General features: G+C 63.5%; 23 protein-coding genes. 12 read left to right on the forward strand and 11 right to left on the reverse strand.

Translation table 11 applies throughout. From position 1 onward, the window contains the following. The first annotated feature begins 5 nt into the window (after positions 1-5). From AB4118_RS31760 to AB4118_RS31770, 3 genes are read left to right on the forward strand one after another with little or no spacing between them, the layout of a single operon-like run. Positions 6-761 carry an SDR family NAD(P)-dependent oxidoreductase gene (locus AB4118_RS31760; RefSeq protein ID WP_441493486.1) on the forward strand — a complete coding sequence of 252 codons (756 nt, stop codon included), beginning with the start codon at positions 6-8 and terminating at the stop codon, positions 759-761. Positions 762-769: 8 nt separating this feature from the next. Beyond that, positions 770-1,843, forward strand: coding sequence for a phosphotransferase family protein (locus AB4118_RS31765; RefSeq protein WP_441493487.1), 1,074 nt, complete (start codon positions 770-772; stop codon positions 1,841-1,843). Between the two features lie 13 nt (positions 1,844-1,856). Beyond that, positions 1,857-2,645, forward strand: coding sequence for an SDR family NAD(P)-dependent oxidoreductase (locus AB4118_RS31770; protein WP_441493488.1), 789 nt, complete (start codon positions 1,857-1,859; stop codon positions 2,643-2,645). Positions 2,646-2,822: 177 nt separating this feature from the next. On the opposite strand, the gene AB4118_RS31775 is transcribed toward AB4118_RS31770, so the two are convergent. From AB4118_RS31775 to AB4118_RS31800, 6 genes are read right to left on the reverse strand one after another with little or no spacing between them, the layout of a single operon-like run. Then, the gene (locus tag AB4118_RS31775) at positions 2,823-3,623 is read right to left on the reverse strand and encodes an enoyl-CoA hydratase/isomerase family protein (protein WP_441493489.1); all 801 of its coding nucleotides are present in this window, start codon (positions 3,621-3,623) and stop codon (positions 2,823-2,825) included. Positions 3,624-3,645: 22 nt separating this feature from the next. Further along, complete coding sequence (locus AB4118_RS31780) at positions 3,646-5,304, reverse strand: AMP-binding protein (protein WP_441493490.1); 1,659 nt, start codon at positions 5,302-5,304, stop codon at positions 3,646-3,648. A gap of 1 nt (position 5,305) precedes the next feature. Continuing rightward, the gene (locus AB4118_RS31785) at positions 5,306-6,106 is read right to left on the reverse strand and encodes an ABC transporter permease (protein ID WP_441493491.1); all 801 of its coding nucleotides are present in this window, start codon (positions 6,104-6,106) and stop codon (positions 5,306-5,308) included. Continuing rightward, complete coding sequence (locus tag AB4118_RS31790; protein WP_441493492.1) at positions 6,103-6,951, reverse strand: ABC transporter permease; 849 nt, start codon at positions 6,949-6,951, stop codon at positions 6,103-6,105. The genes AB4118_RS31785 and AB4118_RS31790 overlap by 4 nt, the downstream gene beginning before the upstream one ends. Positions 6,952-6,975: 24 nt before the next feature. Next, positions 6,976-8,019 (reverse strand): ABC transporter substrate-binding protein, encoded by a 1,044-nt coding sequence (locus tag AB4118_RS31795; protein ID WP_441493493.1) that lies wholly within the window; start codon positions 8,017-8,019, stop codon positions 6,976-6,978. 40 nt (positions 8,020-8,059) lie between these two features. Beyond that, positions 8,060-9,115, reverse strand: coding sequence for an ABC transporter ATP-binding protein (locus AB4118_RS31800; protein WP_441493494.1), 1,056 nt, complete (start codon positions 9,113-9,115; stop codon positions 8,060-8,062). 135 nt (positions 9,116-9,250) lie between these two features. Here AB4118_RS31800 and AB4118_RS31805 point away from each other — a divergent pair, with 135 nt between their 5' ends. Next, a complete protein-coding gene (locus AB4118_RS31805) occupies positions 9,251-9,970 on the forward strand; it encodes a TetR/AcrR family transcriptional regulator (RefSeq protein ID WP_441493495.1) in 720 nt (239 codons plus the stop codon). Between the two features lie 10 nt (positions 9,971-9,980). Here AB4118_RS31805 and AB4118_RS31810 read toward each other — a convergent pair whose 3' ends face one another. Beyond that, positions 9,981-10,760, reverse strand: a complete 780-nt coding sequence (locus tag AB4118_RS31810; protein ID WP_441493496.1) for an IclR family transcriptional regulator — start codon at positions 10,758-10,760, stop codon at positions 9,981-9,983. A 270-nt stretch (positions 10,761-11,030) separates the two neighbouring features. Here AB4118_RS31810 and AB4118_RS31815 point away from each other — a divergent pair, with 270 nt between their 5' ends. The 8 genes from AB4118_RS31815 to AB4118_RS31850 all read left to right on the forward strand — a co-directional run bounded on the left by AB4118_RS31815 (position 11,031) and on the right by AB4118_RS31850 (position 20,596). Then, positions 11,031-11,933: an amidohydrolase family protein gene (locus AB4118_RS31815; RefSeq protein ID WP_441493497.1), complete on the forward strand. Its 903-nt coding sequence runs from the start codon at positions 11,031-11,033 to the stop codon at positions 11,931-11,933. Positions 11,934-11,945: 12 nt separating this feature from the next. Then, positions 11,946-12,914, forward strand: coding sequence for an ABC transporter permease (locus AB4118_RS31820; protein WP_441493498.1), 969 nt, complete (start codon positions 11,946-11,948; stop codon positions 12,912-12,914). A 10-nt stretch (positions 12,915-12,924) separates the two neighbouring features. Next, positions 12,925-13,827, forward strand: a complete 903-nt coding sequence (locus AB4118_RS31825; RefSeq protein ID WP_441493499.1) for an ABC transporter permease — start codon at positions 12,925-12,927, stop codon at positions 13,825-13,827. Further along, on the forward strand, positions 13,824-14,636 hold the full coding sequence (locus AB4118_RS31830; protein WP_441493500.1) for an ABC transporter ATP-binding protein: 813 nt from the start codon (positions 13,824-13,826) through the stop codon (positions 14,634-14,636). The genes AB4118_RS31825 and AB4118_RS31830 overlap by 4 nt, the downstream gene beginning before the upstream one ends. Then, positions 14,633-15,676, forward strand: a complete 1,044-nt coding sequence (locus tag AB4118_RS31835; protein ID WP_441493501.1) for an oligopeptide/dipeptide ABC transporter ATP-binding protein — start codon at positions 14,633-14,635, stop codon at positions 15,674-15,676. Before AB4118_RS31830 ends, AB4118_RS31835 begins: the two co-directional genes overlap by 4 nt. Positions 15,677-15,717: 41 nt before the next feature. After that, on the forward strand, positions 15,718-17,352 hold the full coding sequence (locus tag AB4118_RS31840) for an ABC transporter substrate-binding protein (protein ID WP_441493502.1): 1,635 nt from the start codon (positions 15,718-15,720) through the stop codon (positions 17,350-17,352). A gap of 74 nt (positions 17,353-17,426) precedes the next feature. Further along, complete coding sequence (locus AB4118_RS31845; RefSeq protein WP_441493503.1) at positions 17,427-19,544, forward strand: acetate--CoA ligase family protein; 2,118 nt, start codon at positions 17,427-17,429, stop codon at positions 19,542-19,544. A 317-nt stretch (positions 19,545-19,861) separates the two neighbouring features. After that, positions 19,862-20,596 (forward strand): GntR family transcriptional regulator, encoded by a 735-nt coding sequence (locus AB4118_RS31850; RefSeq protein WP_441493504.1) that lies wholly within the window; start codon positions 19,862-19,864, stop codon positions 20,594-20,596. A 4-nt stretch (positions 20,597-20,600) separates the two neighbouring features. Here the strand turns inward: AB4118_RS31850 and AB4118_RS31855 are convergent, their stop codons facing one another. The 4 genes from AB4118_RS31855 to AB4118_RS31870 form a co-directional block, all read right to left on the reverse strand. Beyond that, on the reverse strand, positions 20,601-21,434 hold the full coding sequence (locus AB4118_RS31855; protein ID WP_441493505.1) for an amidohydrolase family protein: 834 nt from the start codon (positions 21,432-21,434) through the stop codon (positions 20,601-20,603). 28 nt (positions 21,435-21,462) lie between these two features. Then, positions 21,463-22,302 carry an alpha/beta fold hydrolase gene (locus AB4118_RS31860; RefSeq protein ID WP_441493506.1) on the reverse strand — a complete coding sequence of 280 codons (840 nt, stop codon included), beginning with the start codon at positions 22,300-22,302 and terminating at the stop codon, positions 21,463-21,465. 13 nt (positions 22,303-22,315) lie between these two features. Then, positions 22,316-23,284 carry a Bug family tripartite tricarboxylate transporter substrate binding protein gene (locus tag AB4118_RS31865; RefSeq protein ID WP_441493507.1) on the reverse strand — a complete coding sequence of 323 codons (969 nt, stop codon included), beginning with the start codon at positions 23,282-23,284 and terminating at the stop codon, positions 22,316-22,318. Positions 23,285-23,502: 218 nt separating this feature from the next. Beyond that, positions 23,503-23,874 (reverse strand): hypothetical protein, encoded by a 372-nt coding sequence (locus AB4118_RS31870; RefSeq protein ID WP_441493508.1) that lies wholly within the window; start codon positions 23,872-23,874, stop codon positions 23,503-23,505. Positions 23,875-23,891: the final 17 nt, after the last annotated feature.

The raw sequence follows: 23,891 nt of genomic DNA on the forward strand, positions 1-23,891 counted from the left end.
AGGCAATGTTCGACGTCCAAGGAAAGGTCGCTCTGATCACGGGCTCGTCGCGCGGGATCGGCAAGGCAACCGCGCAGCAACTGGCGCGCAGCGGTGCCCGGGTCGTGGTGTCCAGCCGAAAGCAGGACGCCTGCGATGCCGTGGCCGGGGAAATCCGGGCGAGCGGCGGCGAGGCCATCGCCAAAGCCTGCCATGTTGGCTCGCATGAGCAGCTGAAGGGGCTCGTCGACCACGTCCTGGAGGTCTGGGGCGGGATCGACATCCTGGTCTGCAACGCGGCGATCAATCCGGTCTACGGACCCTTGTCCACCCTGCCGGACGAGGCCTTCACCAAGATCATGGCGGTCAACGTGCAGAGCGCGATCTGGCTCAGCAACCTCGTCCTTCCGCAGATGGCCGATCGCGGCGGCGGCGCCGTCATCATGATGTCCTCGATCGCGGGCCTGCGCGGCACCGGAGTCATTGGCGCCTATGGCATGTCCAAGGCCGCGGAAGCGGCCCTGGCGCGCAATCTGGCCGTCGAATGGGGCCCCAAGGGGATCCGGGTCAACGCGATCGCGCCCGGCATCGTGCGCACCGACTTCGCGCGGGAGCTGGTGGAATCGCCCGAGCGGCGCGCGCAGATGGAGCAGCGCACTCCCTTGCGCCGCTTCGGCGAGGTCGAGGATATCGCCGGTATCGTGCATTTCCTGGCCAGCCCGGCATCCGCCTACATCACCGGCCAGGTCATCGTCGCCGATGGCGGCGAAACCATCAGCTGAGGTGCATGATGACCGCTCCCGTGGCCACCCTTGTCGACGTGATCGAGAACCACCGTTTCGACGAGGGAGCGCTGGCCGGCTGGCTCGACGCCCATGTGCCCGGTTTCGGCGGCCCGATTTCGGTGCGCCAGTTCCAGGGCGGCCAATCCAATCCCACCTTCCTGATCTCTGCGCCCGATCGACGCTGCGTGCTGCGCAAGAAGCCTCCGGGAAAGCTGCTGCCGAAAGCGCATCAGGTCGAGCGCGAGTTCCGGATCATCAGGGCGCTGGCGGGGACAGCGGTTGCTGTTCCGCAGGCATTGGCGCTTGGCGAAGACGCCGAGGTGATCGGGACAGCCTTCTACGTCATGGATTTCGTCGACGGGCGTCAGTTTGACAGCCTGGCGCTTCCCGACCTGCCGCGCGACGACCGCGCTTCGCTCAATTTCGCCGCCGTCGATACCCTGGCGGCGCTGCATGCGGTGGTTCCCGAGGATGTCGGGCTAGGAGATTTCGGTCCCTCCGGCGGCTATGTCGCGCGTCAGGTCGAGCGCTGGACGAAGCAGTATCGTGCCTCCTCGGAGGCCGGCGAGATCGCCGACCTGACCTGGCTCGCCGATTGGCTGCGCGAGCATTGCGGCGTGGCCGATGAAACCACGATCGTGCATGGCGACTACCGGATCGGCAATCTCTGCTACCGCCGCGATGGCCCGCAGGTGTCGGCGGTGCTCGACTGGGAACTGTCCACGCTCGGCCACCCGCTCAGCGATCTCGCCTATTACTGCATGCCCTATCATATCAGCCCGACCGTCGCGGGCGGACGGGGGCTATCGGGGCTCGATTTCAAAGAGCTCGGCATCCCCCGCGAGGACCAGGTGATCGCGCATTACTGTCGGGCGAGCGGCCGTGCCTCGCTGCCGGACTGGCACGTCTTCCTGGCGCTCTCCTTCTTCCGTCTGTCGGCGATCCTGCACGGCGTGATGGCCCGCTCCGTGCTGGGCAATGCCAGCGATGCGAACGCGGCCGAGGTTGCACAGCGCGCCGGGATGCTGGCCGAACTGGGTCGGCAGGTGGCCCTGTCCGGCACGAACAACCGATACTGAGACGAGGCGAGGGATGACCATGCGTTTCAAGGACCAGCTCTGCATTGTGACTGGAGCGGCCAGCGGTATCGGCCGGGCCACCGCACAGCGCTTCGCCGCTGAGGGCGCGCTCCTCGTCCTAGTCGATCGGAACGAGGCGGAGCTCGCAAACGTCGTGGCCGACCTGCCGCGGGCCCGGGACCATTCCGTCGCGGTGCTGGATATCGCTGACCAGGACGCGGTCTCCGCATGTGTGTCCCGCGCACTGGAGCGGCATGGGCGTATCGACGTTCTCTGCAACAATGCCGGCATGGCGAGTTCCAAGGGGAGCGCGCTCGAGCAGGATCTCGCGGAATGGGACCGGGTGATGCAGGTCAATGTCTTTGGCGCGATGCTGTTCATGAAGCATGCCGGCGCGGCCATGGTCGCGGCCCGTCGCGGCGCGATCGTCAACACCGCCTCCGTGGCTGGGATCAGGGCTGGTGCGGGCGGGAATGCCTATAGCGCTTCGAAGGCTGCCGTCATCAACATGACCCAGACGGCCGCCTGCGATTTCGGCGCCTATGGCGTCAGGGTGAACGCTGTATGTCCCGGCCTGATCGAGACGGGAATGACCAGGCCGATCTTCGAGAAGGCGCGCGAACTGGGGAAGGAGGACCGGCTGGGCGCACGCTGCGAATTGCGCCGCTATGGCCATCCCGAGGAGGTTGCCCGCGTGATCGCCTTCCTGGCCAGCGAGGACGCGAGCTATGTCACGGGCCAGGCTCTCGCCGTCGATGGCGGCAACACCGCCTCCCTCAATCTCCCCGGCATGAAGGTCTAAGGCGTCGGCTCGAAAAGTCGATTGTGGTTTTAAGGAAACTCGATCCAGACACGGAAGTGCTGGATCTCTGACCGGATATGACAACCGATCCGAGATCTAGCCGCCGCTGCAGGGCAGGGAGCAGAGCCGCCCGGCGGGGCGGCCCCGCTCCGAGCGGCTAGCTGTGGCGCGCCTTGCTCAGCTCTTGCCCTTGTAGAGAAAGGCATCGACCTTCTCTTCGCCGTTATAGGCCAAGCGCTGCATGCGGTAGAGGTTCTTCACGTAGTCGAGCGCGTCCTGGCGGGACATGTCCATGCAGCGCATCGAGGCCTCCATCTCGATCCGCAACGCGAGTTGAGGGTGGCGTGCGATGCGCGCGGCATATTCCTCGGCCTTCGCCAGGACTTGATCGGAAGGGACCACCGCATTGACGAGGTTCGCCCGCAGCGCGTCCTGCGCCGAGAGCGGGTCGCCCGTCAGCAGCATTTCCATCGCGATCGTATGCGGCACATACCGAGACAACCGGGTCGAGCCGCCCGCCCCACCCATGCCGTAGGCGATCTCGGGGAAGCCGAACTTGGCATCCTCCGACGCCACGCGGATATCCGTGAGGTGGCTGAGATAGATCATGCCCTGGCCGTAGCAATAGCCGCGCACGGCGCCGACTATCGGCTTGAATCGGTTCAGCGAGAGCACTTCGCGCGACCAGGTGAACGTGTCCGGCTCGCCCTCCGCGACGCGGTGCTTCGGGGCAAGGTAATAGGCGAGTTCGTCCTTGGGCGTCGCGAACTTGGCGTAGTCGTTCTTGATGTCGTCGCCGGCCGAGAAGGCCCGGTCTCCGGCGCCCTGCAGAATGCCGACCCGCACCTCGTCGTCGGCGAGGAATTCGAGCATCATATGATAGAATTGCTTGTGCATCGCCGGCGTCATCGGGTTCACCGATCCGTTGCGGATGGTGAAGTATCCGATCTTGCCGACGCGCTCGTATTCGAAAGGCATGAGATCTATCCCTTAGATATAATCAGAACCACTGATTGGTGACGCGGTCGAAGCTGCCGACGCGAAGGTCGGTTTTTTCGGCAATGAGCTTTTGCTTGGCGATCTTCTCGGACGGCGTCTTCGGAAGCGCGTCGCGATACTCGACGTAACGAGGTGTCTTGAACGGGGCGAGCCGGCTCTTGCAGTGCTCGAAGATCATTTCGGGCGAGGCCTCGGCTTCCGAAACGCCGGGCTGCAAGACGATATAGGCCTTCACTTCTTCGCCGCGCGCTGCATCCTTCACGCCGACGACGGCGGCTTCGAGAACCTGCGGCATTTCGGTCAGCGCAGCTTCGACTTCGCGAGCGGCGATATTCTCGCCGCTTCTGCGGATCATGTCCTTCAAGCGCCCGACGATGTAGTGGAAGCCTTCGGCGTCGCGCCAGAACAGGTCCCCGGTGCGGAACCAATCCCCCCTGAAAGAGGCTTCGTTCGCTTCCGGCTTGCGATAATAGCCCAGCATGATGCCCGGCCCGCGGATGCAAAGCTCGCCAACCTCACCAGCGGGCAGGACATTGCCCTCGGGGTCGGTGATCTGTACCTCGCGGAAGGGCGCGACCATCCCGCAGGAGCCGGAGCCGACCATGTGATAGGCCTCTCGCGGCAGGAAAAGCGCCGATCCGACCTCGGTCATCCCGAAGGATTCCCGGGCGATCGTGTTGTAGCGCCGCTCGAAGTCGGCGTGCTTTTCCTTGTTGAAGCCGAAGATCGAAACGCGCTTCAGCTCATTGTCGGCGTCGGATGGCTTGGGTGCCTGCTGATAGACGATCTCGGGAAAGAGGCAGTAATGGATCTTGTATGTCCTGACCCAATCCATGAAGCGCGTCGCGCTTGCACGGCGGGCGACGAAGATCTGGCCGCCGACACGCATCGCCATCAAGGTCAGCCACTGCGGATCCATGTAGAAGAAGGGCTGAGCCGCCAGGATATTCCTGGAATTCTCGGCGTCGCCGCCTCGCATCGCGGCCACCAGGGAAATGGTGAGCCAGTATCGGTGCGTCAGCATGCAGCCTTTCGGGAATCCGGTCGTGCCGGACGTGTACTGGATGTTGACGAGGTCATCGAGCGCGGGTTGTGGCAGGTCCGCGGGGAGGGCGGGCGGATTCCGCTCGATCCGGGCATATCGATCCGACGCATCGGAAGCGGCCCCGACGACAAGAACGTTGGAACTCCGTAACGGTGCCTCCGCACTCAGCGCCTCGTAGGAGGGCAGGCAGTCCGCATGGATGACGAGATACGTCGCCTGCGAGTCCGTGAGCACATAGTCGAGCTCTCGGCCGGTATAGCCGATATTGACCGGCACCATGACGGCCCCGAGTTTTGCCAGGGCAAGCCAGGTGAGGGGAAACGCCGGGATGTTGGGAAGCATGACGGCGACATGAGCGCCTTTGCGCACGCCCGCCGCATAGAGGCCCGCCGCAGCCTGTTCGATCGCCGACCTGGCTTCGGCATAGGTTGCGACGCCGCCCTCGCTCTCCTCGAAGAACGTCCAGAGGGTCTTGTCGCCGTTCACCGAGGCCCGCTCGTCGACGAACGAGCCGATGTTCTGCGCCAGCGGCGCCGCCTCGATAGTGCTCCTCATATGATCGACGAGAGGCTTGAGCTCGGACCAATCGCTGGGGCTGCTGTTGTTTTGCTGCATGTCAGGCCTCGGACACTGAATTCGACTGGTATCGGCGTTCATTCCGGCGGCGAACGATCTCACCCAAGGTCATCGCGACGATGCTGAGAAGAGTGAGCATGACCGCGACGGCAGGCACTGTCGGATCGAGCTTGAGGCTGAGATCGTTCCAGATGCGCACGGGAAGCGTCTGCAATCCGCCGGAGATGAAGAGCGTGATGATCAGCTCATCGAAGGACGCGAAGAAGGCCAGGATCGCCGAAGCAAACATCGCTGGCGCTAGGTAAGGCAGGGTCGTGTGCAGGAACGCCCGGATGGGGCTCGCGCCAAGGACACGCGCTGCCCGCTCGATCGTCATGTCGTATCTGCGAAGGCTGCCCGACACGATCATCACGACATAGGGCAGGGCGATCAGCGCATGAACCAATGTCAGCGCGTAGATATTGTTCACCAGCTGCCAGCGCAGGAACACGATGTAGAGCGCAAGGGCGATAACCACCGATGGGATGATGAGGGGCGCGATGAAGATGGCACTCAGCAGGCCTTTTCCGCGAAAATCCGTACGAACGAGCGCGACCGACGCCAGGGTCCCGAAGAGCAGGCTGAGGATTGTCGCACCGACCCCGATCCTGAGGCTCGCGAGCGTGGCGTCGACCCAACTCTGATCGACGAAGAATTCCCTGTACCAGCGCAGGGACAGCGACTTCGGCGGGAATTCGAGGAACTGGCTGTCGGTCAGCGAAATCGGAACGAGGAAGAACAGCGGCAGCAGCAGAAAGCTGGCGACGAGGACAAAATACGCGGTCAGGACGGCCCGGGTCATCGTGCGAGCCCTCCGGTCGCGAATTCGGAGCGTTTCCGCGTGAGGGCCCAGTAAGCCAGAAGACAGGAGAAGGTCGCCGCCAGCAGCGTCGAAGCCATCACCGCCGCCAGGTCCCATTTCAGCGTCTTGTGAACTTGGAGATCGATGAGATTGGCGATGAGGAGACTTGTGCGGCCGCCCAGCAGCGTCGGCGTGACATAGAAGCCGAGGCAGAGGATGAAGCAGATGATGCCACCCGTCGCCGCTCCACTCACGCTGAGGGGAAAGACCACCTTCCAGAAGGCCTGCCTTGGCGATGCACCCAGGGATCGGGCCGCTTTCACGAGATCCCGCTCGACATCGAGTATCGAGGTCAGGCAGGTCAGGATCACGATCGGCAGCAGGATCTGAACCATTCCGATGTGAACGGCGATCGGCGTATAGAGCAGCTGAATGGGCTCCGCCGTCAGGCCAAGGGCGGCAAGCGCTTTGTTGAGAATGCCTTCGCGCCCGAGCAGGATGATCCAGGTGTAGGTCCTGACCAGGATGCTGATCCAGAACGGTAGGAGGATCAGATAGGTCGCCAGCACCCGCTTGCGCGGCGAGAGCCCCGCCATGAAGTAAGCCATGGGGTAGCCGATGACGAGGCAGATCACCGTCACAGTCGCGGCGGTGACGAACGTCCTCTGCAGGACGATGATGGAAAGCTGCGAATTATAGACCTGTCGCAGCGCCTCGGCCGTGAAAGCCGTTCCATCGTGTACGGTCAGCTTCAGGACGCCGAATACCGGAAAGACGAAGAGAAGCGCTGCCAGCAACGTCGCTGGCGCGAGCAAAAGCGTGGTTTTCGTCCACCGGAGTTTCATGATGCAGCCAGGTTCCCGAGTGGCTCAGATCAGCAGCCATTCGTTCCAGCGTGTTGAGACCGCGTCGAGATTCTCTGCCCACCAGGCACTGTTGAACTCGAACTGCACCGCCGCGTTTTCGGGCGAGGTCGGCAGGGTCGCTGCGAAGGCCGGGTCCAGCAATTCCATCATTCCCGGCACGAAGCCGGGGTAGGGGACCTGCTTCACGAATGCCGCCGATGCCGCAGGGTCCATGCGAGCCTTCATGAAGCGCATCGCCTCGGTGGGGTGCTTCGCGCCCTTTGGAATGGCGAGGAAGGAGAGCATCAGGGCTCCGCCCTTGAAGGTGATGTCGACGGGCTTGCCCTCGTTCCTCAGGGGGGTGATGCGGCCGTTCCAGCATGAAGTCATGCTGACCTCGCCGTCGATCAGCAACTGGACGTGCTGGGCTCCGTTGGTCCACCAGACCGGGATATGGGGCTTGAGCTGGTCGAGCTTCTTGAAGGCGCGGTCGACGTCGAGCGGATAGAGCTTGTCGAGCGGAACGCCATCGGCAAGCAGGGCGAATTCGAGGTTGCCCTTGGGCGAATTTTCCAGCGAGCGCGGGCCCGGGAAAGCTTTGACGTCCCAGAAATCGGCCCAGGATTGCGGCGTCTTGCCGTTGCCGAATTTGTCGGTCCTGAAAGCGATCACGGTTGAATAAGAGGCCCGGACCATCGCAGTCGGCTGCTTTGCGATGGCCGGCAGCTTGTTGTCGGGATCGATGATCGAATAGTCGATCTTTGCAAGCCATCCGGCTTTGGTTGCGGTCACGACGTCGTCGCCGTTCAGCTCGGTCAGATCCCACTCGACATTGCCGGACTCGACCATGGCCTTGAGCTTGGGAAGGCTCACGGGTGCTGTCGGCCTGACCTTGATTCCCGTCTCCCTGGTGAAAGGCTCTTCGAAGATCTTCGTGATCATCGTGGCGAGCGCCCCGCCGGAGCCGTTGACGACGATGGTCACGTCCTGAGCGAAAGAGGGTTTGAACGCGAAAACGCCGGCAAGTGCACCTGTGGCGATTCCGAAAGCTCTTCTGGTCATCGTCATGATCGATAGTCCCCTGAGTTTTTTTGGTGGTCTGGGAAGCTCAACCCGTGAGCGAGACGAGGTCAGCGACGTTGAGATCGAAGCTGATCGGCGTGCCCAGCGGCAGCACGTCCTGTCCTGGCCTTCGTGGCTCGATGGCCGAGATGTCCTTGCCGTCCGCAGCGCGCAGCACGTAGCGGACGGAATTGCCGAAGAAGACGGCCTCCGCGAGGGTGGCCCGATGCGCGCCGGCGGCATCTTGGCGGATCTGGATGAGCTCCGGCCGGATTGACGCGAAGCTGGCCGCCGAGAGATGCGCGACATTCCCGGACACGCGGCCAAGCCCTTCGAGCATGACGGACGCTGGCGCGGCGCCCTCGACCTTGAGGATGTTGTTTGCACCCACGAATTCCGCGACGAAGCGTGATTGCGGCTTGTCGTAGAGCTCTTCCGGAGGGCCGATCTGCAGGACCTGGCCCTTGTCCATGACCGCCAGCCGGTCGGAGAGCGTCAGCGCCTCGCCTTGATCATGGGTGACATAGATGACGGTACACCCGATCTGGCGCTGGTATTCCTTGATCTCGAGCTGGAGTGTCTCTCGCAGCTTCAGATCAAGGGCGCCCAGCGGCTCGTCCATCAACAGCACCCGGGGCTCGAACACGACCGCGCGTGCAAAGGCCACGCGTTGCTTCTGGCCCCCGGACAGTTCGTGCGGCATGCGGTTCGCTAGTGTGTCCAGCCGCACCATCTGGAGCGCCTTCTCCGAGCGCCGCCGGGCTTCGGCCCGCGGCACGCCGCGCATCTCGAGGGGAAAGGAAATGTTGCGGATGACATTGCGATGGGGAAAGAGCGAATAGCTCTGGAACACCATGCCGATGTCGCGCTTCTCCGTCGGCAGCTTCGTGATCGGCACTCCGTCGATGAGAATTTCACCGCTGTCGATATCCGTGAAGCCTGCCAGCGCGTTGAGGGCGGTCGTCTTTCCAGAGCCGCTCGCCCCGAGCAGGGTCATGAATTCCCCGCGCTCGACATGCATCGAGAAGCTCTCCAGCGCGACGAACTTTCCATACGTCTTTCGAACGCTTCTGAAATCGATCGTCGCTCCGGTCGAACTCATTTGATCCGGCTCCGAATGAGAGGCATATTTGAAAAGTGACGATAGTGTCATTTTTTGTCAAGCGCGCTATGCTGGTATTGAGATTGCGGCGCGATTGAGTGTGCTGTCAGAAGCGATAGTGAGAAGGGCGGGCCCTTGTTGTTGGAAAACGTAAATTTCGATTACGTGGATTACCTGGAGAAACGCTTGGCTGCCGCGCAAAGCGAGAAGAAGATCATTCGCACTGAGCTGCAGCTCGAGCTGGCAACCGCGCGCCTTCTCAGAGAAAAAAACTATCACGCAATTTCGGTTGATCTCATTGCGGCGACCGCTGGTGTCGCGCACGGGACGTTTTACCGGTATTTCGCAGCCAAGCGCGATGTCGTTGCTAAGACTATCGCCGATTATTTCATGTTCGTGCGCGCATCGCGCCACCCAATTGCCCGTGATGCGTCGCAATACGAAGCAATCCACCAGGCCAACCTGCACTATGTCGAATGCTTCCGTCGCAATGTCGGACTCATGCGTTGCCATTTCCGGCTCAAGGACGAGGACGAGCTGATCGCCGAGGTTGGCCGTAGCGCCGACAACGCCATGGTGGAGCGCGTCCTCGCCAGGCTGCGCCGCGAAGGACAGCTCGAGCTGTGGGATGTTGAAAAACTCAAACTGACCATCTTCTGCCTGATCGGAATGGTCGATGAGCTGTTGTTGAAGATCTACGGGCAGACCCAGCCTTCGCTCGCTGGGTTTCAAGCCAAGCCCCAACTCGTGGCGAGCACCCTATCCGATATGTGGTTCTCGACGATCTACGGTTCGCAATCGCTCGAGCGCATTGCGCCGGGGGCGAGTTTGCCAAGGCTACGCCAGGTCGACTGAGTGATCGCCGTCAACTCGGCATGATATAGCTCAGTTGATTGCGAATATTCGCAGCCAGCGAAATCAACCGGGGTGCGACCTCGTCTTCGATCTGGTTGGGGCTGAGCCGGAACACAGGCACCCGGCAGTTCATGCCGAAGCAATCGCCGTTGGCGTCCCGGATCAGCGGCACGCCAGCGGAATGGGTGCCCGGAATCCAGACGCCCTTGGCCACAGAAAACCCCCGGCTGCGGCAATCGATGACGCCCTGCAGGAAGGATTCGGAGTATTTCGTCCAGAGTTCGGGCGAGCGACGCTTCATTTCTTCGAGCTTCAGCTTGAGTTCGTCCTCTGACAGGAGGGAGCCGAGCGCATGACCGATCGTGGCCGGCAGCAGCGGCCCGATCGTGCCGAGGTCGGGCGAGGTCCAGATGTTCTCGTTCACCCGCGAGGTCTCGAGATAGACGAAGTTGGTTCGGTCGATCGTGCCGATCGAGACGGTCCCTCCGAGGTCCTGAGCCAGCTTCTGCATCGAGGGCCGCGCGATGTGCAGCAGCTTCAGGTTGACCAGCAGCGGGTTGACCAGCATGAGCGCGCGCCAGCTCAGCCGGAACTTGGATTTCTCCTGCCTGAGGTAGCCCATTCTTTCCAGCGTATAGGTCAAACGTGCGACCGTGGAACGGTTGATCCCCGATTCCTTCGCGATCTCGCCATTGCTCATCAATGTGCGATTCGGACGAAAAGTCTCCAGAACAGCCAGTCCCTTGACGAGAGTTGTTGCGATGTCGGGATCGTCTGCGGGGATCTTCAAGAGTTTCTCCATCTATGTAGTTGGCTTCGTTCGTATTATTTCGATCGATTATTGTTTGATATTTACCGGATGCGCTTGATGAGCGGGGTTGAGAGCCTCGACCTGCCCCTGCGTTGTCGGGGTGAGAATTGGCCTCTTTGGCTCAAATGTCAAGATAGTGAACATTTTTGGAAGGAATTAATCACTCTCTTGACTCCACTCCGAAGCGAGCGCTCAATTATCGAAGGCGGGTGGATATCTGCGCCTGCACTCGTCACGGAGAAAATGTGAATGAGCCGCGTGATCGACATGGAACTGAGCTTGCCTCATAGCGAGGCGAATCCGGATCTGGAGCGCATCTCGCGAGGACGGCCGGGCACGCCCTTCGCCCAGTCGCTGCCGCGGCCCGAGGGCTACGGATTCGCCAATTACGGGAATGTCTTCAGGAGCAAAGAGGCGGCTCCGAAGAAGGGGGAGGCTGACGACGGCGGTCTCGTGCGGCTGGTCGAGGATATGGACCGTGCCGGTATCGCGCGGGGATTGCTGGTCGGCGCCGAGAACAGTGCGACGGGCCGGATTCACCAGGCCCATCCCGGCCGCTTTTTCCTCTTCACGACCTTCGACCCCTTCGACGGGATGCGGGCGGTTCGCGAATTCGAGCGGCTGGTCAAGGAGGAGGGCGCAAACGGCCTGCGCCTGTCGGCGCTGTATAACGGCGTGCCCGCGAATGATCGCCGCTACTATCCGCTCTACGCGAAGGCAGCCGAGCTCGACGTCCCGGTCCGCATCTACACGGCGATGAACTACGCCAATGACCGGCCGTACGATCTCGGGCATCCGCGCTATCTCGATGATGTCGCCATCGATTTTCCCGAGCTCAGGATCGTGGCCGGCCTCGCCGGATGGCCCTGGGTGAACGAGATGGTCGGGCTGCTCCGCCGACACCCGCGGCTCTATGTCGATACGGCGGCCCATCATCCCCGCTATTTCAGCCAGCCCGGCTCAGGCTGGGAGCAGTTCCTGCAGTTCGGCAACACGCTGCTCCAGGACAAGGTCATGGTCGGGCTCTCGCGCTACCTGTTCGGAACCTCCTTCGAGAGCATCATCGAGCAGTACAAGCAGCTGCCGCTCAAGGAAAAGGTCATTGAGAAATGGCTGTACGGCAACGCCGCTGAATTTTTCCGGCTGAACTGAGGGCGCGGTCCGATGCTTCGCTTCGTCGGCCGGCGGGCGCTCTACGCAATCCCTCTGCTCCTGGCGATCATCATCCTGATGTTCTCCATGCTGCACATGATCCCGGGGGATCCTGTGCAGGCCCTCGTCGGCGACTACCCGGTTCCGCCGGCGTATCGGCAGGCGATCGAAGAGAAGTATCGCCTGAACGACCCTTTCCTCGTTCAGGTCGGCAATTATCTGCTGAATGTCGCGCAGGGCGATTTCGGATTCTCCTATCAGAACCAGCGCGGCGTTCTCGACCTCATCCTCGAGCGGGCGCCGCGGACGATCCTGCTGGCTTCGGTCAGCTTCGCGCTCGCGATTCCACTCGGCATGGCGATCGGTATCGCGGCCGGAACGACGCGCCGGCCGGGTGTCGACAAGTTCTGGACGACCACCGCCCTGATCGCCTACGCGATCCCGACATTCTGGCTCGGTCAGCTCCTGGTGATGCTGTTCGCGCTCCGGCTCGGCTGGTTTCCGACCCAGGGCATCGGCCCGCTGATCAGCCGGACACATGGCCTCGCCTGGCTCTTCGAGAAGATGCGCTATCTCGCGCTGCCGGTCCTCGCCTTCGGCGTCCACGAGGGCATGCGGATCGCGCGGATCATGCGCGCCAGCGTCATCGACACGCTTTCGCAAGGCTACATCATCACCGCACGCTCCAAGGGCTTGAGCCGCGGACAGATCATCCGCAACCACGTAATGCGCAATTCGAGCCTGCCGCTGGTCACGATCGCGGGCTATGCCTTCGGCTCCGCCCTCGGCGGCGCCGTCCTGCTCGAAACGGTCTTCACCTGGCCGGGCCTTGGCCTGCTGCTCGTCGACTCGATCCGGCTCAGGGACAATATGACGGTTGTCGGTGTCGTGATCTTCTCGGCCGTCGCCGTCGTCGCCATGAACCTGATCGTCGATCTCCTCTACGCGGCGCTGGACCCGCGCATCAGAACCATGCGGTGAGGTCGAAGCCATGTCAGACAGCAAAACCGCCATGGCGCCGGCATCCGGCAACGGCATCCCGGTCGGGAGCTGGCAGGCCCATATCGCCAATCTATTCGGGACGCGTCACGGCGCGCTCGGAGCAGGCATCCTCATCGTCCTGGTGATCGTGGCGACCGCCGCTCCGCTGATTGCGCCCTACAATCCGCTGGAGCAGACCCCGCTCAGCCTCGCGCCGCCATCGTCCCAATTCCTGTTCGGCACGGATAATATCGGCCGGGACGTGTTCTCGCTGGTCGTCCACGGCAGCCGCTCGTCCCTGCTCGTCGGGCTCGGGGCGGCGCTGGCCGCACTGCTCGTCGGCGGCACTCTGGGGATCCTCGCCGGCTATTTCCAGGGCCCGGTCGAGGCGGCGCTGATGCGGCTGGTGGAACTGTTCCAGACACTCCCCGTCATAATTCTCGTGCTCTGCGCAGTGGCGCTGTTCGGCTCGAATTTCTGGCTGCTGATCGCGGCGGTGGCGCTGGCGATCTGGCCGATGGAGGCCCGCCTCGTCTACGGCCAGTACATCAAGCTTCGCGACCGCGAATTCATCGCTGCCGCCCGCGTCGCCGACCTCTCGACGGCCCATATCATGTTCCGCGAGATCCTGCCCAACGCGATACAGCCAATCATCGTCCAGGTCGCGCTCGACGCCAGTATCGCGATCCTGATCGAGGCCGGGCTCGGGTTCCTCGGTCTCTCCGACCCGAGCAGGGTGAGCTGGGGCCGGTTGCTCTTCGTCGCGCAGGACTACATGGACAGCGCCTGGTGGATGAGCCTGTTTCCCGGCGCAGCCATCTGCATCACCGTGGTCGGCCTCAATCTCTTTGCCGACGGGCTGAACGAGGTCATCGATCCGCGCAGCACGAACGGGATGGGAGGGCTGCAATGAGCGCATCGCTTCTTCTCGACGTGCGCGACCTGAAGGTCCATCTGCGTCTCGGCCACAAGGTCGTGAAGGCGATCGACGGGGTCGATTTCCAGGTCCGCCGGGGCGAATGCGTCGGCATCGTCGGCGAATCCGGTTCGGGCAAGAGCACGATGGCGCGAGCCGTGACGCGCCTGATGCCGAACGTGAACATCGAGGAACTGAGCGGCAGGCTTGCCTTCGAGGGCCGCGATATCCTTGCGATGGACGACGGCGACCTGCGGGCCCTGCGCCGCGGGCGCGGCTTCTCGATGATCTTCCAAGATCCGCTCGGCTATCTCAACCCGACGCAGCGGATCGGCCGGCAGATCCACGAGGCGCTCTCCCGGGATGCAGGGCGCGGCTCCGACAAGACCCGCGTTCTCACCCTTCTGGACGAAGTAGGTCTACCCGACCCGGCCAATCTCGCTCGTCGCTACCCGCATGAACTTTCGGGCGGCATGCGCCAGCGCGTGATGATCGCGATCGCGCTGGCCAGCGATCCTCAGCTTCTCTTTGCCGACGAACCGACGACGGCCCTCGACGCGACCGTGCAGCTGCAGGTCCTGCAGACGCTCTACAGGCTGCACAAGGAGCGCAACATGGCGATGGCCATCATCACGCACGACCTCGGTGTCGTCGCCGAGCTTTGCGATCGGGTCTACGTGATGCGCGCCGGCGAGGTGATCGAGAGCGCCGAGACCATCGCGCTCTTCGAGCAGCCCCAGCACGACTATTCCCGGCGCCTGATCGATCTCAGCACGCGCCGGCTGACGCGGGAGCTTCAGTCATGACCGCTCCGATCATGCGAATGACTCGCGTCGAACAGCTCTACACCAGCCGCAACGCCAACGGACCCGGCTGGAACACGGTTCGGGCGGTCGATGGCGTCGATCTCGATGTTAACGAGGGCGAAACCCTGGCGATCGTGGGCGAGTCCGGCTCAGGCAAGAGCACGCTCGCGAAGCTACTCCTGATGCTGAACCGGCCGACGGCGGGCGACGTGCAGTTTCGCGGCACCTCGCTGGCCTCGCTCGCCTCCTCCGGGAAACAGGCCTTCCGACGCCAGGTCCAGGCCGTGTTTCAGGACCCGGCCTCGTCGCTGAACCCACGCATGACGGTCGAACGCATGCTCGGCTACATCGTTCAGCGCCATGAGCTTGCCACGCCGCGGGAAACCCGGGCCTTTCTCGCCGGCCATCTTGCCGCGGTCGGCCTCAACCCCCCGGAGCATTATCTCGACCGCTATCCGCACCAGCTATCCGGCGGGCAGCAGCAGCGCATTGCGATTGCGCGGGCGATGATGCTTCGGCCGGCGATCATCATCGCCGACGAACCTTTGTCCAGCCTCGACGTGTCGGTCCAGGCTCAGGTCCTGCAGTTGATGCGCGACCTGCATAAGGCGACCAATGTCGGCTTCGTGGTGATCAGCCACGATCTCGGAGCGATGGAGTCGATAGCCGACCGGACCGCCGTGATGTATCGCGGCCGGATCGTCGAGATCGGCCACTCTATCTACGAGCGCCCCTTCCATCCCTATACCAGGCTGCTGCTCGACGCGCGGCTTTCGCTCGATCCACGTCGTGGCCGGATCCGCAGCCTGAGCGCGACACAAGTGCGAGCGGATATGCCTGAGCCCATGCAGGGCGGCTGCCGGTTCCGCCATCGCTGCCCCTTTGCGATCGAAATCTGCGCGACGGCCGACCCCGCGCTGAAACCGGTCGGCCAGACCGGAACCTTCGTGGCCTGTCACCGCGCGGACGAAATCGGCGCGTCATCGCGTCCGGCAGGTGTGGCCCCCGTAGAGAGGATGCCGAGGCCCGTCGAGATCTGATTCAGGGACTACTCAAAAAAAGCCAAGGGAGAGAGCACATCATGGACAAGGCTAAACGAAGCGATGCGTGGACGATGCAGAGGCTGGGCGCGATCTCACTGCTTGCGGGAGCGTCGAGCCTTCTGCTCTCCGCCGGAGCCCAGGCGGACGATGGCAAGCCCGTCCCGGGTGGCACGGTCATCGCCGCGCTGAATTCTACGACAATTCCGAATCTGAACACCCAGATGACATCGTCGGTCCCAGCGCTGTTCGCCGCTGATGTCTGGGCGGACGGGCTGATGACCTATGACCGCGAAGCCAATCGCGTTCCGCGCCTGGCAAAGAGCTGGACCATTTCCGAGGACGGCAAGACCTACACCTTCAACCTCCGCGAGGGCGTGAAGTGGTCGGACGGCAAGCCGTTCTCTGCCGCCGACGTGGTCTTCACGCTGGAGAATTTCGGCAAGTTCAACACCTATCTCACCAAGCTCATGCCGCTGGTCGAGAAGGCCTCGGCTCCCGACGACAAGACCTTCGTCCTGACGCTCAAGCAGCCGCTGACCGCGACGCTCGATCTGTTCGACAAGGAAGTGTTTCCGCTGATGCCGAAGCACGTCTACGAGGGCAAGGACATCGCCACTCACCCAGCCAATATCGCTCCGGTGGGCCTTGGCCCGTTCAAGTTCGACAAATGGGTCAGCGGCCAGTCGATCACCTTCGTGCGCAACCCGCACTATTGGGAGGCGCCCAAGCCCTATCTCGACTCGGTGATCTTCGCGCTCATCCCGAACCCGCAGCAGCGCCTCAACGCCATCGTCAACGGCGAGGTCAACTGGTTCCGGCCCGAGGTGGTGCAGGTCCCGGCGACCCAGCAGGCGGCGAAGCGGGGCTCGTTCCGGGTTGTGCCGATCGTCACCAACGCGCCAGAGACTGCCGTCATCGACTTCAATCTGCGGCGCTCGCCGATGAACAACGTCAAGGTCCGGCAGGCCCTGTTCCACGCCATCGATCGCCAGCGGATCGTAAGGGATGTCTACCAGGGGCTGGCCGAGACCGCCAAGAACGCCATCCCGACGCAGTTCAAGAACCTGCACGATACGTCGGTCAACTACGATACGATGTACGCCTATGACCCGAAACGAGCGGCCCAGCTGCTCGACGAGGCCGGATTTCCGCTGAAAGACGGCAAGCGTTTCGCGCTCGAGCTCGCGGTGATCTCGGCCGCGCCCTATGACGCGGTGGCGCAGGTCGTGCAGGCGCAGTGGACGGCGCTCGGCATCGACGTGAAGCTCAGCGCGCTGGATCAGCAGATCTGGACCAACAAAGTCTATACCCAGCATGATTTCGATGCGTCGATCATCTCGCTGACCGGACGCTCGAACCCGGTTCTCGGCGTCGACCGCAGCTTCGTCTGCAATGAGACCAGCGTCCCCTACGCCAACCCGACGAGCTACTGTAATCCCGAGTTCGACAAGGTCGCGGCCAATGCGGCTTCGGCGCCGGCGGATCAGCAGAAGGCGCACTACAAGACCTATGCCGAGATCATCGCGCGCGATCTGAACCAGCTTGCGCTGACGAATTCGCGCGTCTTCGAGGCCGTGACGAACAATTTCAAGAACTTGGACGCTCAGTTCAACTTCTCGTTCAACACCCATCCGAACTGGGCGGAAGCCTGGCTCCCGAAAGACAAGCAGTAACTCCCATCGGACACAGCGCCCGCAGCCGCCGATGGCGGCTGCGACGGCACACCGCTATCGAAGGACATATCGCCTTGCATATCGACGTCACCCCCATGGTCAGGCCACGCTCGGTGGCCATTATCGGCGCCTCGGCGAAGCGCGTCACGCAGGGCAACGTGGTCATCAGCAATCTGAAATCATGGGGCTACACGGGGGAGATCCTCCCGATCCATCCCCAGGCCGATCAGATCGAAGGTCTGCGCGCCGTCAACTCGGTTGCCGAGATCCGCGCGGAGACTGACCTTGCGATCATTGCCATTCCCGCAGCGCATGTGCCGGGCATGTTGCAGGAACTCGAGTCGAGTTCCGTACGCTCGGCGATCGTCTTCACCAACGGTTTCTCGCATGACGAGGAGAGGGCAATTCGTGCATTCGGCGCCCAGAGCCGCATCGTCTTGCACGGCCCCAACTGCATGGGGCTGGTCAATTTCACCGACTCGATCCCGCTCTACCCATCCAGGCCGTCGCTGCGTCTCAAGCCCGGGAACGTCGCGCTGGTGGCCCAATCCGGATCGGCGGCGATCTCGGTAATGAACTCGACGGTCATCGGGCTTTCGAAGGTCGTGACCGTCGGCAGCGAGTTCCAGGTCGCGGCCGCAGATTATGTGCGCTGGTTTGCGGACGACGATGAGACACGGGTCATCGGGGTGGTCGCGGAGTCGATCAAGTCTCCCCGTGCGCTCGCCGAGGCCGCCGAATGCGTTCATGCCGCGGGCAAGTCCCTGGTGGTGCTCAAGGTTGGTCGCTCGGATGTCGGCGTTGCGGCCACCCAGGCCCATACGGGGGCTCTGGTGAGTGATCGCGACGCCTATGACAGCTTCTTTCGGGAGACCAATATCGCGACGGTCGCGGATTATGACGAGCTCATCGCGGCGCTCGAATGCTCGGCGGTGGCGCGGCGCATGGTCCGGGGAGCAAGCATCGGCATCGTCGGCATTTCCGGCGGTCAGACCGCCCTGGCCTGCGATGTTGCGGAAGTGCAGGGTGTAACTGTTGCGGCCTACAGCGCGGCGACCGGGCAACGCCTTCGTGCTGCCTTGCCGGGAACGGCCGGAAACAATCCGGTCGATTTCGGAGCGACGGTCAATGTCGAGGATCGCAATACGCCCGAAGCCATGCAGGCGGTTCTCAGTGACGAGAATGTCGGTGCCGTCGTCGCCCTTCAGGACACGCAGGAGAGCCTGAACCCTGCGACGCTGCAGAATTACATGAATGTGCTCGGCGTCTATGCAGAGGCCGGCAAGGGGAGCGAAACACCGCTGGTCGTGATCTCGCCGACTTCGGAGAATGTCGATCCGGGCGTTCGTTCGATGCTGGCCGATCACGGGGTGCCGCTGCTGCGCGGGCTTCACGCCGGACTTCGCGCCGTCGGCAATCTCGCGCTCGGCAAGCCGGGGCCCGCCGGCTCCTGGGCGCGCCAGCGCAGCGCCGCGCGGACGCCGTTCTACAAGGAGGTCGCCAGCCTGAGGCGCGAGATCGAGCAATGCTCGGGCACTCTCGATGCCGAACTGTCATTCCGGCTGCTGCGCGCCTACGGCATCCCTCTGGTCAAATCGATCGTGGTGAAGGACGAAGGCGAAGCGGTCGCCCGTATCGGCGAGCTCGGATTTCCCATGGTGGTCAAGGTCGCATCCCGGGACGTGCAGCACCGGTCGGATGTTGGCGGCGTCGTGCTGGACGTCCGCGATGAGGACGGCTTGCGCCGCGCGATCGCGACCATTGCCGAGAATGTCGGCAGGGCGCTGCCGGCTGCGACGATCGACGGCTATGAATTGCAGGAGCAGCTTGTCGACGGTGTCGAGGCCATGGCTGGATTCACGGCTGCGCCGCCATTTGGCCAGATGATCGTCCTGGGCAGTGGCGGCACGCTGGTCGAGCTCCTGGCCGATCGGGCGGTCGCGCTTGCGCCGCTCGATCACGAGCAGGCAGGTGCGATGCTCCGCCGGACCAAGCTCGACCGCATATTGGGAGGGTATCGCAATTTGATGCCCCAAACGGACACGAGCCATCTGGTCGATCTCGCGGTGAAGCTCTCGCAGCTCGCCAGCGATTTCGAGGGCTTGCTGGCGGCATGCGATCTGAATCCGGTTCTCATCCGAAAAGGTTCGGGTGAGGTTCGCGTTGTCGATGCACTCTTCGTTCGTGGCTGACAGCAATTGTGACGGCAGCGCCTGATCGGTTGCGGCGAGGCGGCGTCAGGCCTCCCGCCTGCGCCGGTCGGGCCGAGGCATCGGTGCGCTCGCCGCCAAGGCTTGGTGCGGATGCCGAAACCCGGCAGAGGGATCGCCGTATGCGCGCGCCATGCAGGGTGCGCCGGCGGACACCGATCAGCGTTCCGTATTCCGGTGCGCTTCCTGCGAGAATCTTGGCCGTAGATGTTTTTCCTCCCAGCTTGAGGTTGTTAGGCTGTAGGCATCATCAGATGGTGGGACGCCCGCCCGGACAGGCCCGAGCTTGGAATAAGGACATGCTACAGAATACTGACGAGCGTTTGCCATTGCATGCGCGCCTGCGCGATGCCCTCGCGTCCCGCATCGCTTCGCTCGAATGGGAAGCGGGCCAGACCATCCCGTCCGAACAGGTTCTGACCAGGGAATACGGCGTCTCGACCAACACGGTGCGCAAGGCCGTCGAGCAGCTCATGCGGGAGGGCTTGCTGGAGCGCCGCCAGGGCAGTGGCACCTTTGTGCGGCGCCCCTCATTCGATGGCAGCCTGTTTCGCTGGTTCAATTTCAAGGATGCGGCGTCAAATGCCGGCAAGACCGTGCCGGAGAGCCGTTTGCTCAAGCGCGAGATCATGGAGCCCGATGCGGAGGTGGCGGCGGCCCTGCGACTGCCGCCCGGCGCACAGGTCCTTAAGGTGCTGCGGTTGCGGCTTTGGGCCGGCGAGCCGGCCATCTCCGAAGACCTGTTCCTGCCCTTGCCTCGCTTTGCCCGTTTTGCGGACCTGCCGGAGGCGGAGATCGGGCCGCTGCTCTACCCGGTCTATGAGCGTGAGTTCGGGCAGGTGGTCGCGGCCGTCGAGGATGAACTCTCGCTGGGCCACGCCGATGCGACCAGGGCCGCCCTGCTGAACGTTCCAGTGGGCGACCCGATCATCGTCGTCGAGCGAACCTCCATGGACGCCAATGGCGCGCCGATCGACTGGCGCCGCGCCTATGGCCGGGGAGACCGCTTTCGCTACAAGGTGCGCCTGACCTGAGGACTCAGGGCGCGGAGATCCGGTAAAGGGCAAGACCGTTATCCCAGAAGGCGCGGCCGGCGACGTCTGCTCCCAGCACCTTTTCGACGAGGTCGATATCGGCAGGCTGGAACGGGCGCTCGGCGCGAGTCGAGGGCAGGTCGGTGCCAAACACTAGCGCGCTCGGATTTCTGGCGGCAATCCGTTCGAGCGCCTTGGCAATATCGAGCTTGGCTCGGCCAAAACCGGTGGCCTTCACCTTCGCGCCCGCGTCGACGAGATCGAGCACGACAGGCAGGCCCGCTTCGGTCATGCCGAGATGGTCGATGACGATCTGCGGCAGCTTGGTGAGCTTGTCGACATAGGGACCGAGCGCTGCCGCATCGGCATAGATTTCGGCGTGCCACTGGCCGGCTGCGTGGGCCCTGGTCGCCAGCGACATCAGGTCGTCGACGCTGTCGATGCGGCCGCGGAACATGTTGAAGCGCAGCGCCCGGACACCCAGCGTGCTCAGCCGCGCGATTTCTCCGTCGGCAATCGTGTTCGGCACCTGCGTGACGCCGACCCAGCCCTTGCCCAGCTTCGCCAGGGTGCTCTCGAGATAGGTCTGGTCGAAGCCGTGGAACGAGCCGGATACGATCGCTCCGGCGCGGACGCCGAGCGGCTGGGTGGCTGCCTGGTACTCGCTGAGAGGGTAGTGCGGTGGCGTATAGCCTTGATTGGGTACGATCGGGAAAGCGTGATCGATGATGTGACAGTGGGAATCGAAGATGCGGCGCGCACTGGCCCGGACCGCGCCGACCCCCAGCGTCATCGCTGCAGCGCTTCCCCATAAGAAATGACGGCGATTCATCGTCATGGCGTTTCCTCCAGCATGATTTTCTTGTTCAGTTCACCTGCGCCGCGGCCGGGTGCCCGGCGATTGCCAGGATTTCCCTCGCCACGACGTCAGGCTTTTCGACCGGGGCGAAATGCTTGGCCTCGGGGATGATCACCAATCGCGCATCCGCGATTGCCTCTGCGAGCTGCTCGGCCATGGCGAGCGGCGTCGCGTGGTCGAATTCGCCGACCAAGATGGTCGTGGGGCATCGGATGGCCTTCAGGGCTGGGCGCAGATCGGTCTCGCCCAGCATGGCGCAGCTATCGGCATAGCAACGCAGGTCGTTGGCCAGGAACACGGCCAGGCAGTCCTCGACGATCTCGGGGCTGCTCGCCCGGAAGCCGTCGCTGAACCAGCGTGCCAGCTGGAAGCCGATATGCGTGCCCATGCCGTCGCGCAGCGCGCGTTCGCCGCGCTCGCGCCAGGCCGGCAAGGCCTGGTGGCCGTAGGTCGCCGTCGTGTCGGCCAGCACGAGGCCCGATACGCGCTGCGGAAAACCGGCGGCGACCGCCTGGGCCACGCAGCCGCCCATCGAGCAGCCAACGACCGTAGCCTCCTCCCAGCCGAGTTCGTCGAGGACGGCGATGCAATCGGCCGCCATCATCTCGCAGCTATAGGGGCCGCGCCGCCGCTCGGACGCGCCATGGCCACGGCAATCGAGCGCCACGACTGTCGCTTCCTGGCCGATCGCCGCCGCGACGCCGCGCCATTGCCGCCAGCTCATGGCGAGGGCGTGGATCAGGAGGATGCGCGGCGCGCCAGGAAATCCTGCCTGCATCAGAGTGGCGTTGATCGCGCAACCGTCCGCCGCCCGTGCAGCGATCTGGGCACCTTCGATACTGAACATCAGGATGCTTCCGCTATTGAGGCTTGAGACCGGACAGGGTCACGATCTCGCGCCAGCGCGGCAGATCACGCGCCATGGCAGCGCTGAACTCGGCAGGGCCGGCGCCGACGAACTCGAAGCCATTGTCGATCAGCCGTGCCGTGATCGCGGGGCTTTGCATGACGGCCACGGTGTCTGCGTGGATACGGTCGCGCAACGCATCGGGCAGTCCGGCCGGGCCGACAATGCCATACCAGGTCTCTACCGAAGCGCCGGGGGCGATTTCCGCCATCGTGGGAACGTCGGGAAGGGATGGAAAGCGCTTCTCGGAGGAGACGGCGAGCGGCACGACCGAGCCGGACTGGATGGCGGCGATCAGGGCCGGCAAGCCCGTCGAGACCAGCTCGATCTGGCCGCCGAGGACGTCGGTCAGGGCGGGAGCGCCGCCGCGATAGGGCACATGGGTCAGCGTCAATCCGCTGACCTTTGCCAGCAATTCGGCGACGAGATGGCCGGGCGTTCCTGTGCCCGCGGTGCCGAAACGATAATCCGTGCCGCCGCCTTGCTTCACCATCTCGACCAGCGTCCTGGTGTTCAGGGCAGGGCCGCCGACCAGCACCTGCGGTGAGCGGGCGATCAGGGTGACCGGCTTGAAATCCTTCAGCGGGTCGAAGAGCCGGCGCGTCATCAGGCTGTCATTGCTGAGCAGCCCGTCGCTGACGAGCAACAGCGTATATCCGTCGGGCGCGGCCTTTGCCACGCTGGCCGCTCCGATGTCGCCGGCTGCGCCAGGCTTGTTCTCGACAACAACCTGATGCCCCCATTTCTCGCTGAGAGCCCGGGCCGCGAGACGGCCGATCACGTCGAAGCTGCCTCCGGCGGGAAAGGGTACGACGAGCGTGACGAAGCGCTGCGGGTAGGGGTCTGACGCGCTGGCTCCCGTCCAGCCTATGCAGGCCAGTAGGCCCAATGCACCGGTAGCGACCAGCTTGGCCATCTTCATTGGCAGTCTCCCTTGAGCCGCAGCCTTGGTGACACGCAGTCATTATGCTGTCAACGGGTCATACCAATGACCTGATGAATCATGCTTGTACTCGTCGGCGATCATGTCCTTGTGCTGCGCGACGATGACGACATCTAGGGCTTCGTGACGAGAGGGTTCATGCATCTGCGCCGAACCGTACGAGATTGGCCCAGACCGGCCGATATCCGGCCGTCTCCCTATCTCGCCGCGCGAACCGCCAGCGCGACCGACCGGAGCAATAGTGCGGTCAGGACGGCGTGGAAGATGACCGCTGGCCATAGCAAGACGCCGTCGGAAGCTCCGGTAAGATCGAGATAGGCGAGATAGAGTGCGACCGCGCCGCTATAGATCAACATGCCCAGCAGAGGCGGGCCGGGCCAGCAGGCGATCCCCAGTGCAACCAGGGCGATACCCGCAATGCTCGCGATCTGCAGGGCAGCCCCGTCCAGTTCCTCGCCGAGCAGCGCTTGCGCGGCGAATGAAGGCACGACCAGCAGCGCCAGACCGGTTGCGATCTCTGCCACGGCGGCGATCGTCAGCACGTTCTTCATCGCCTGGACCCGGTTCATCTTGTTGATCGAATATT

Source organism: Allobosea sp. 2RAB26 (assembly GCF_052115465.1).
GTDB lineage: Bacteria > Pseudomonadota > Alphaproteobacteria > Rhizobiales > Beijerinckiaceae > Allobosea.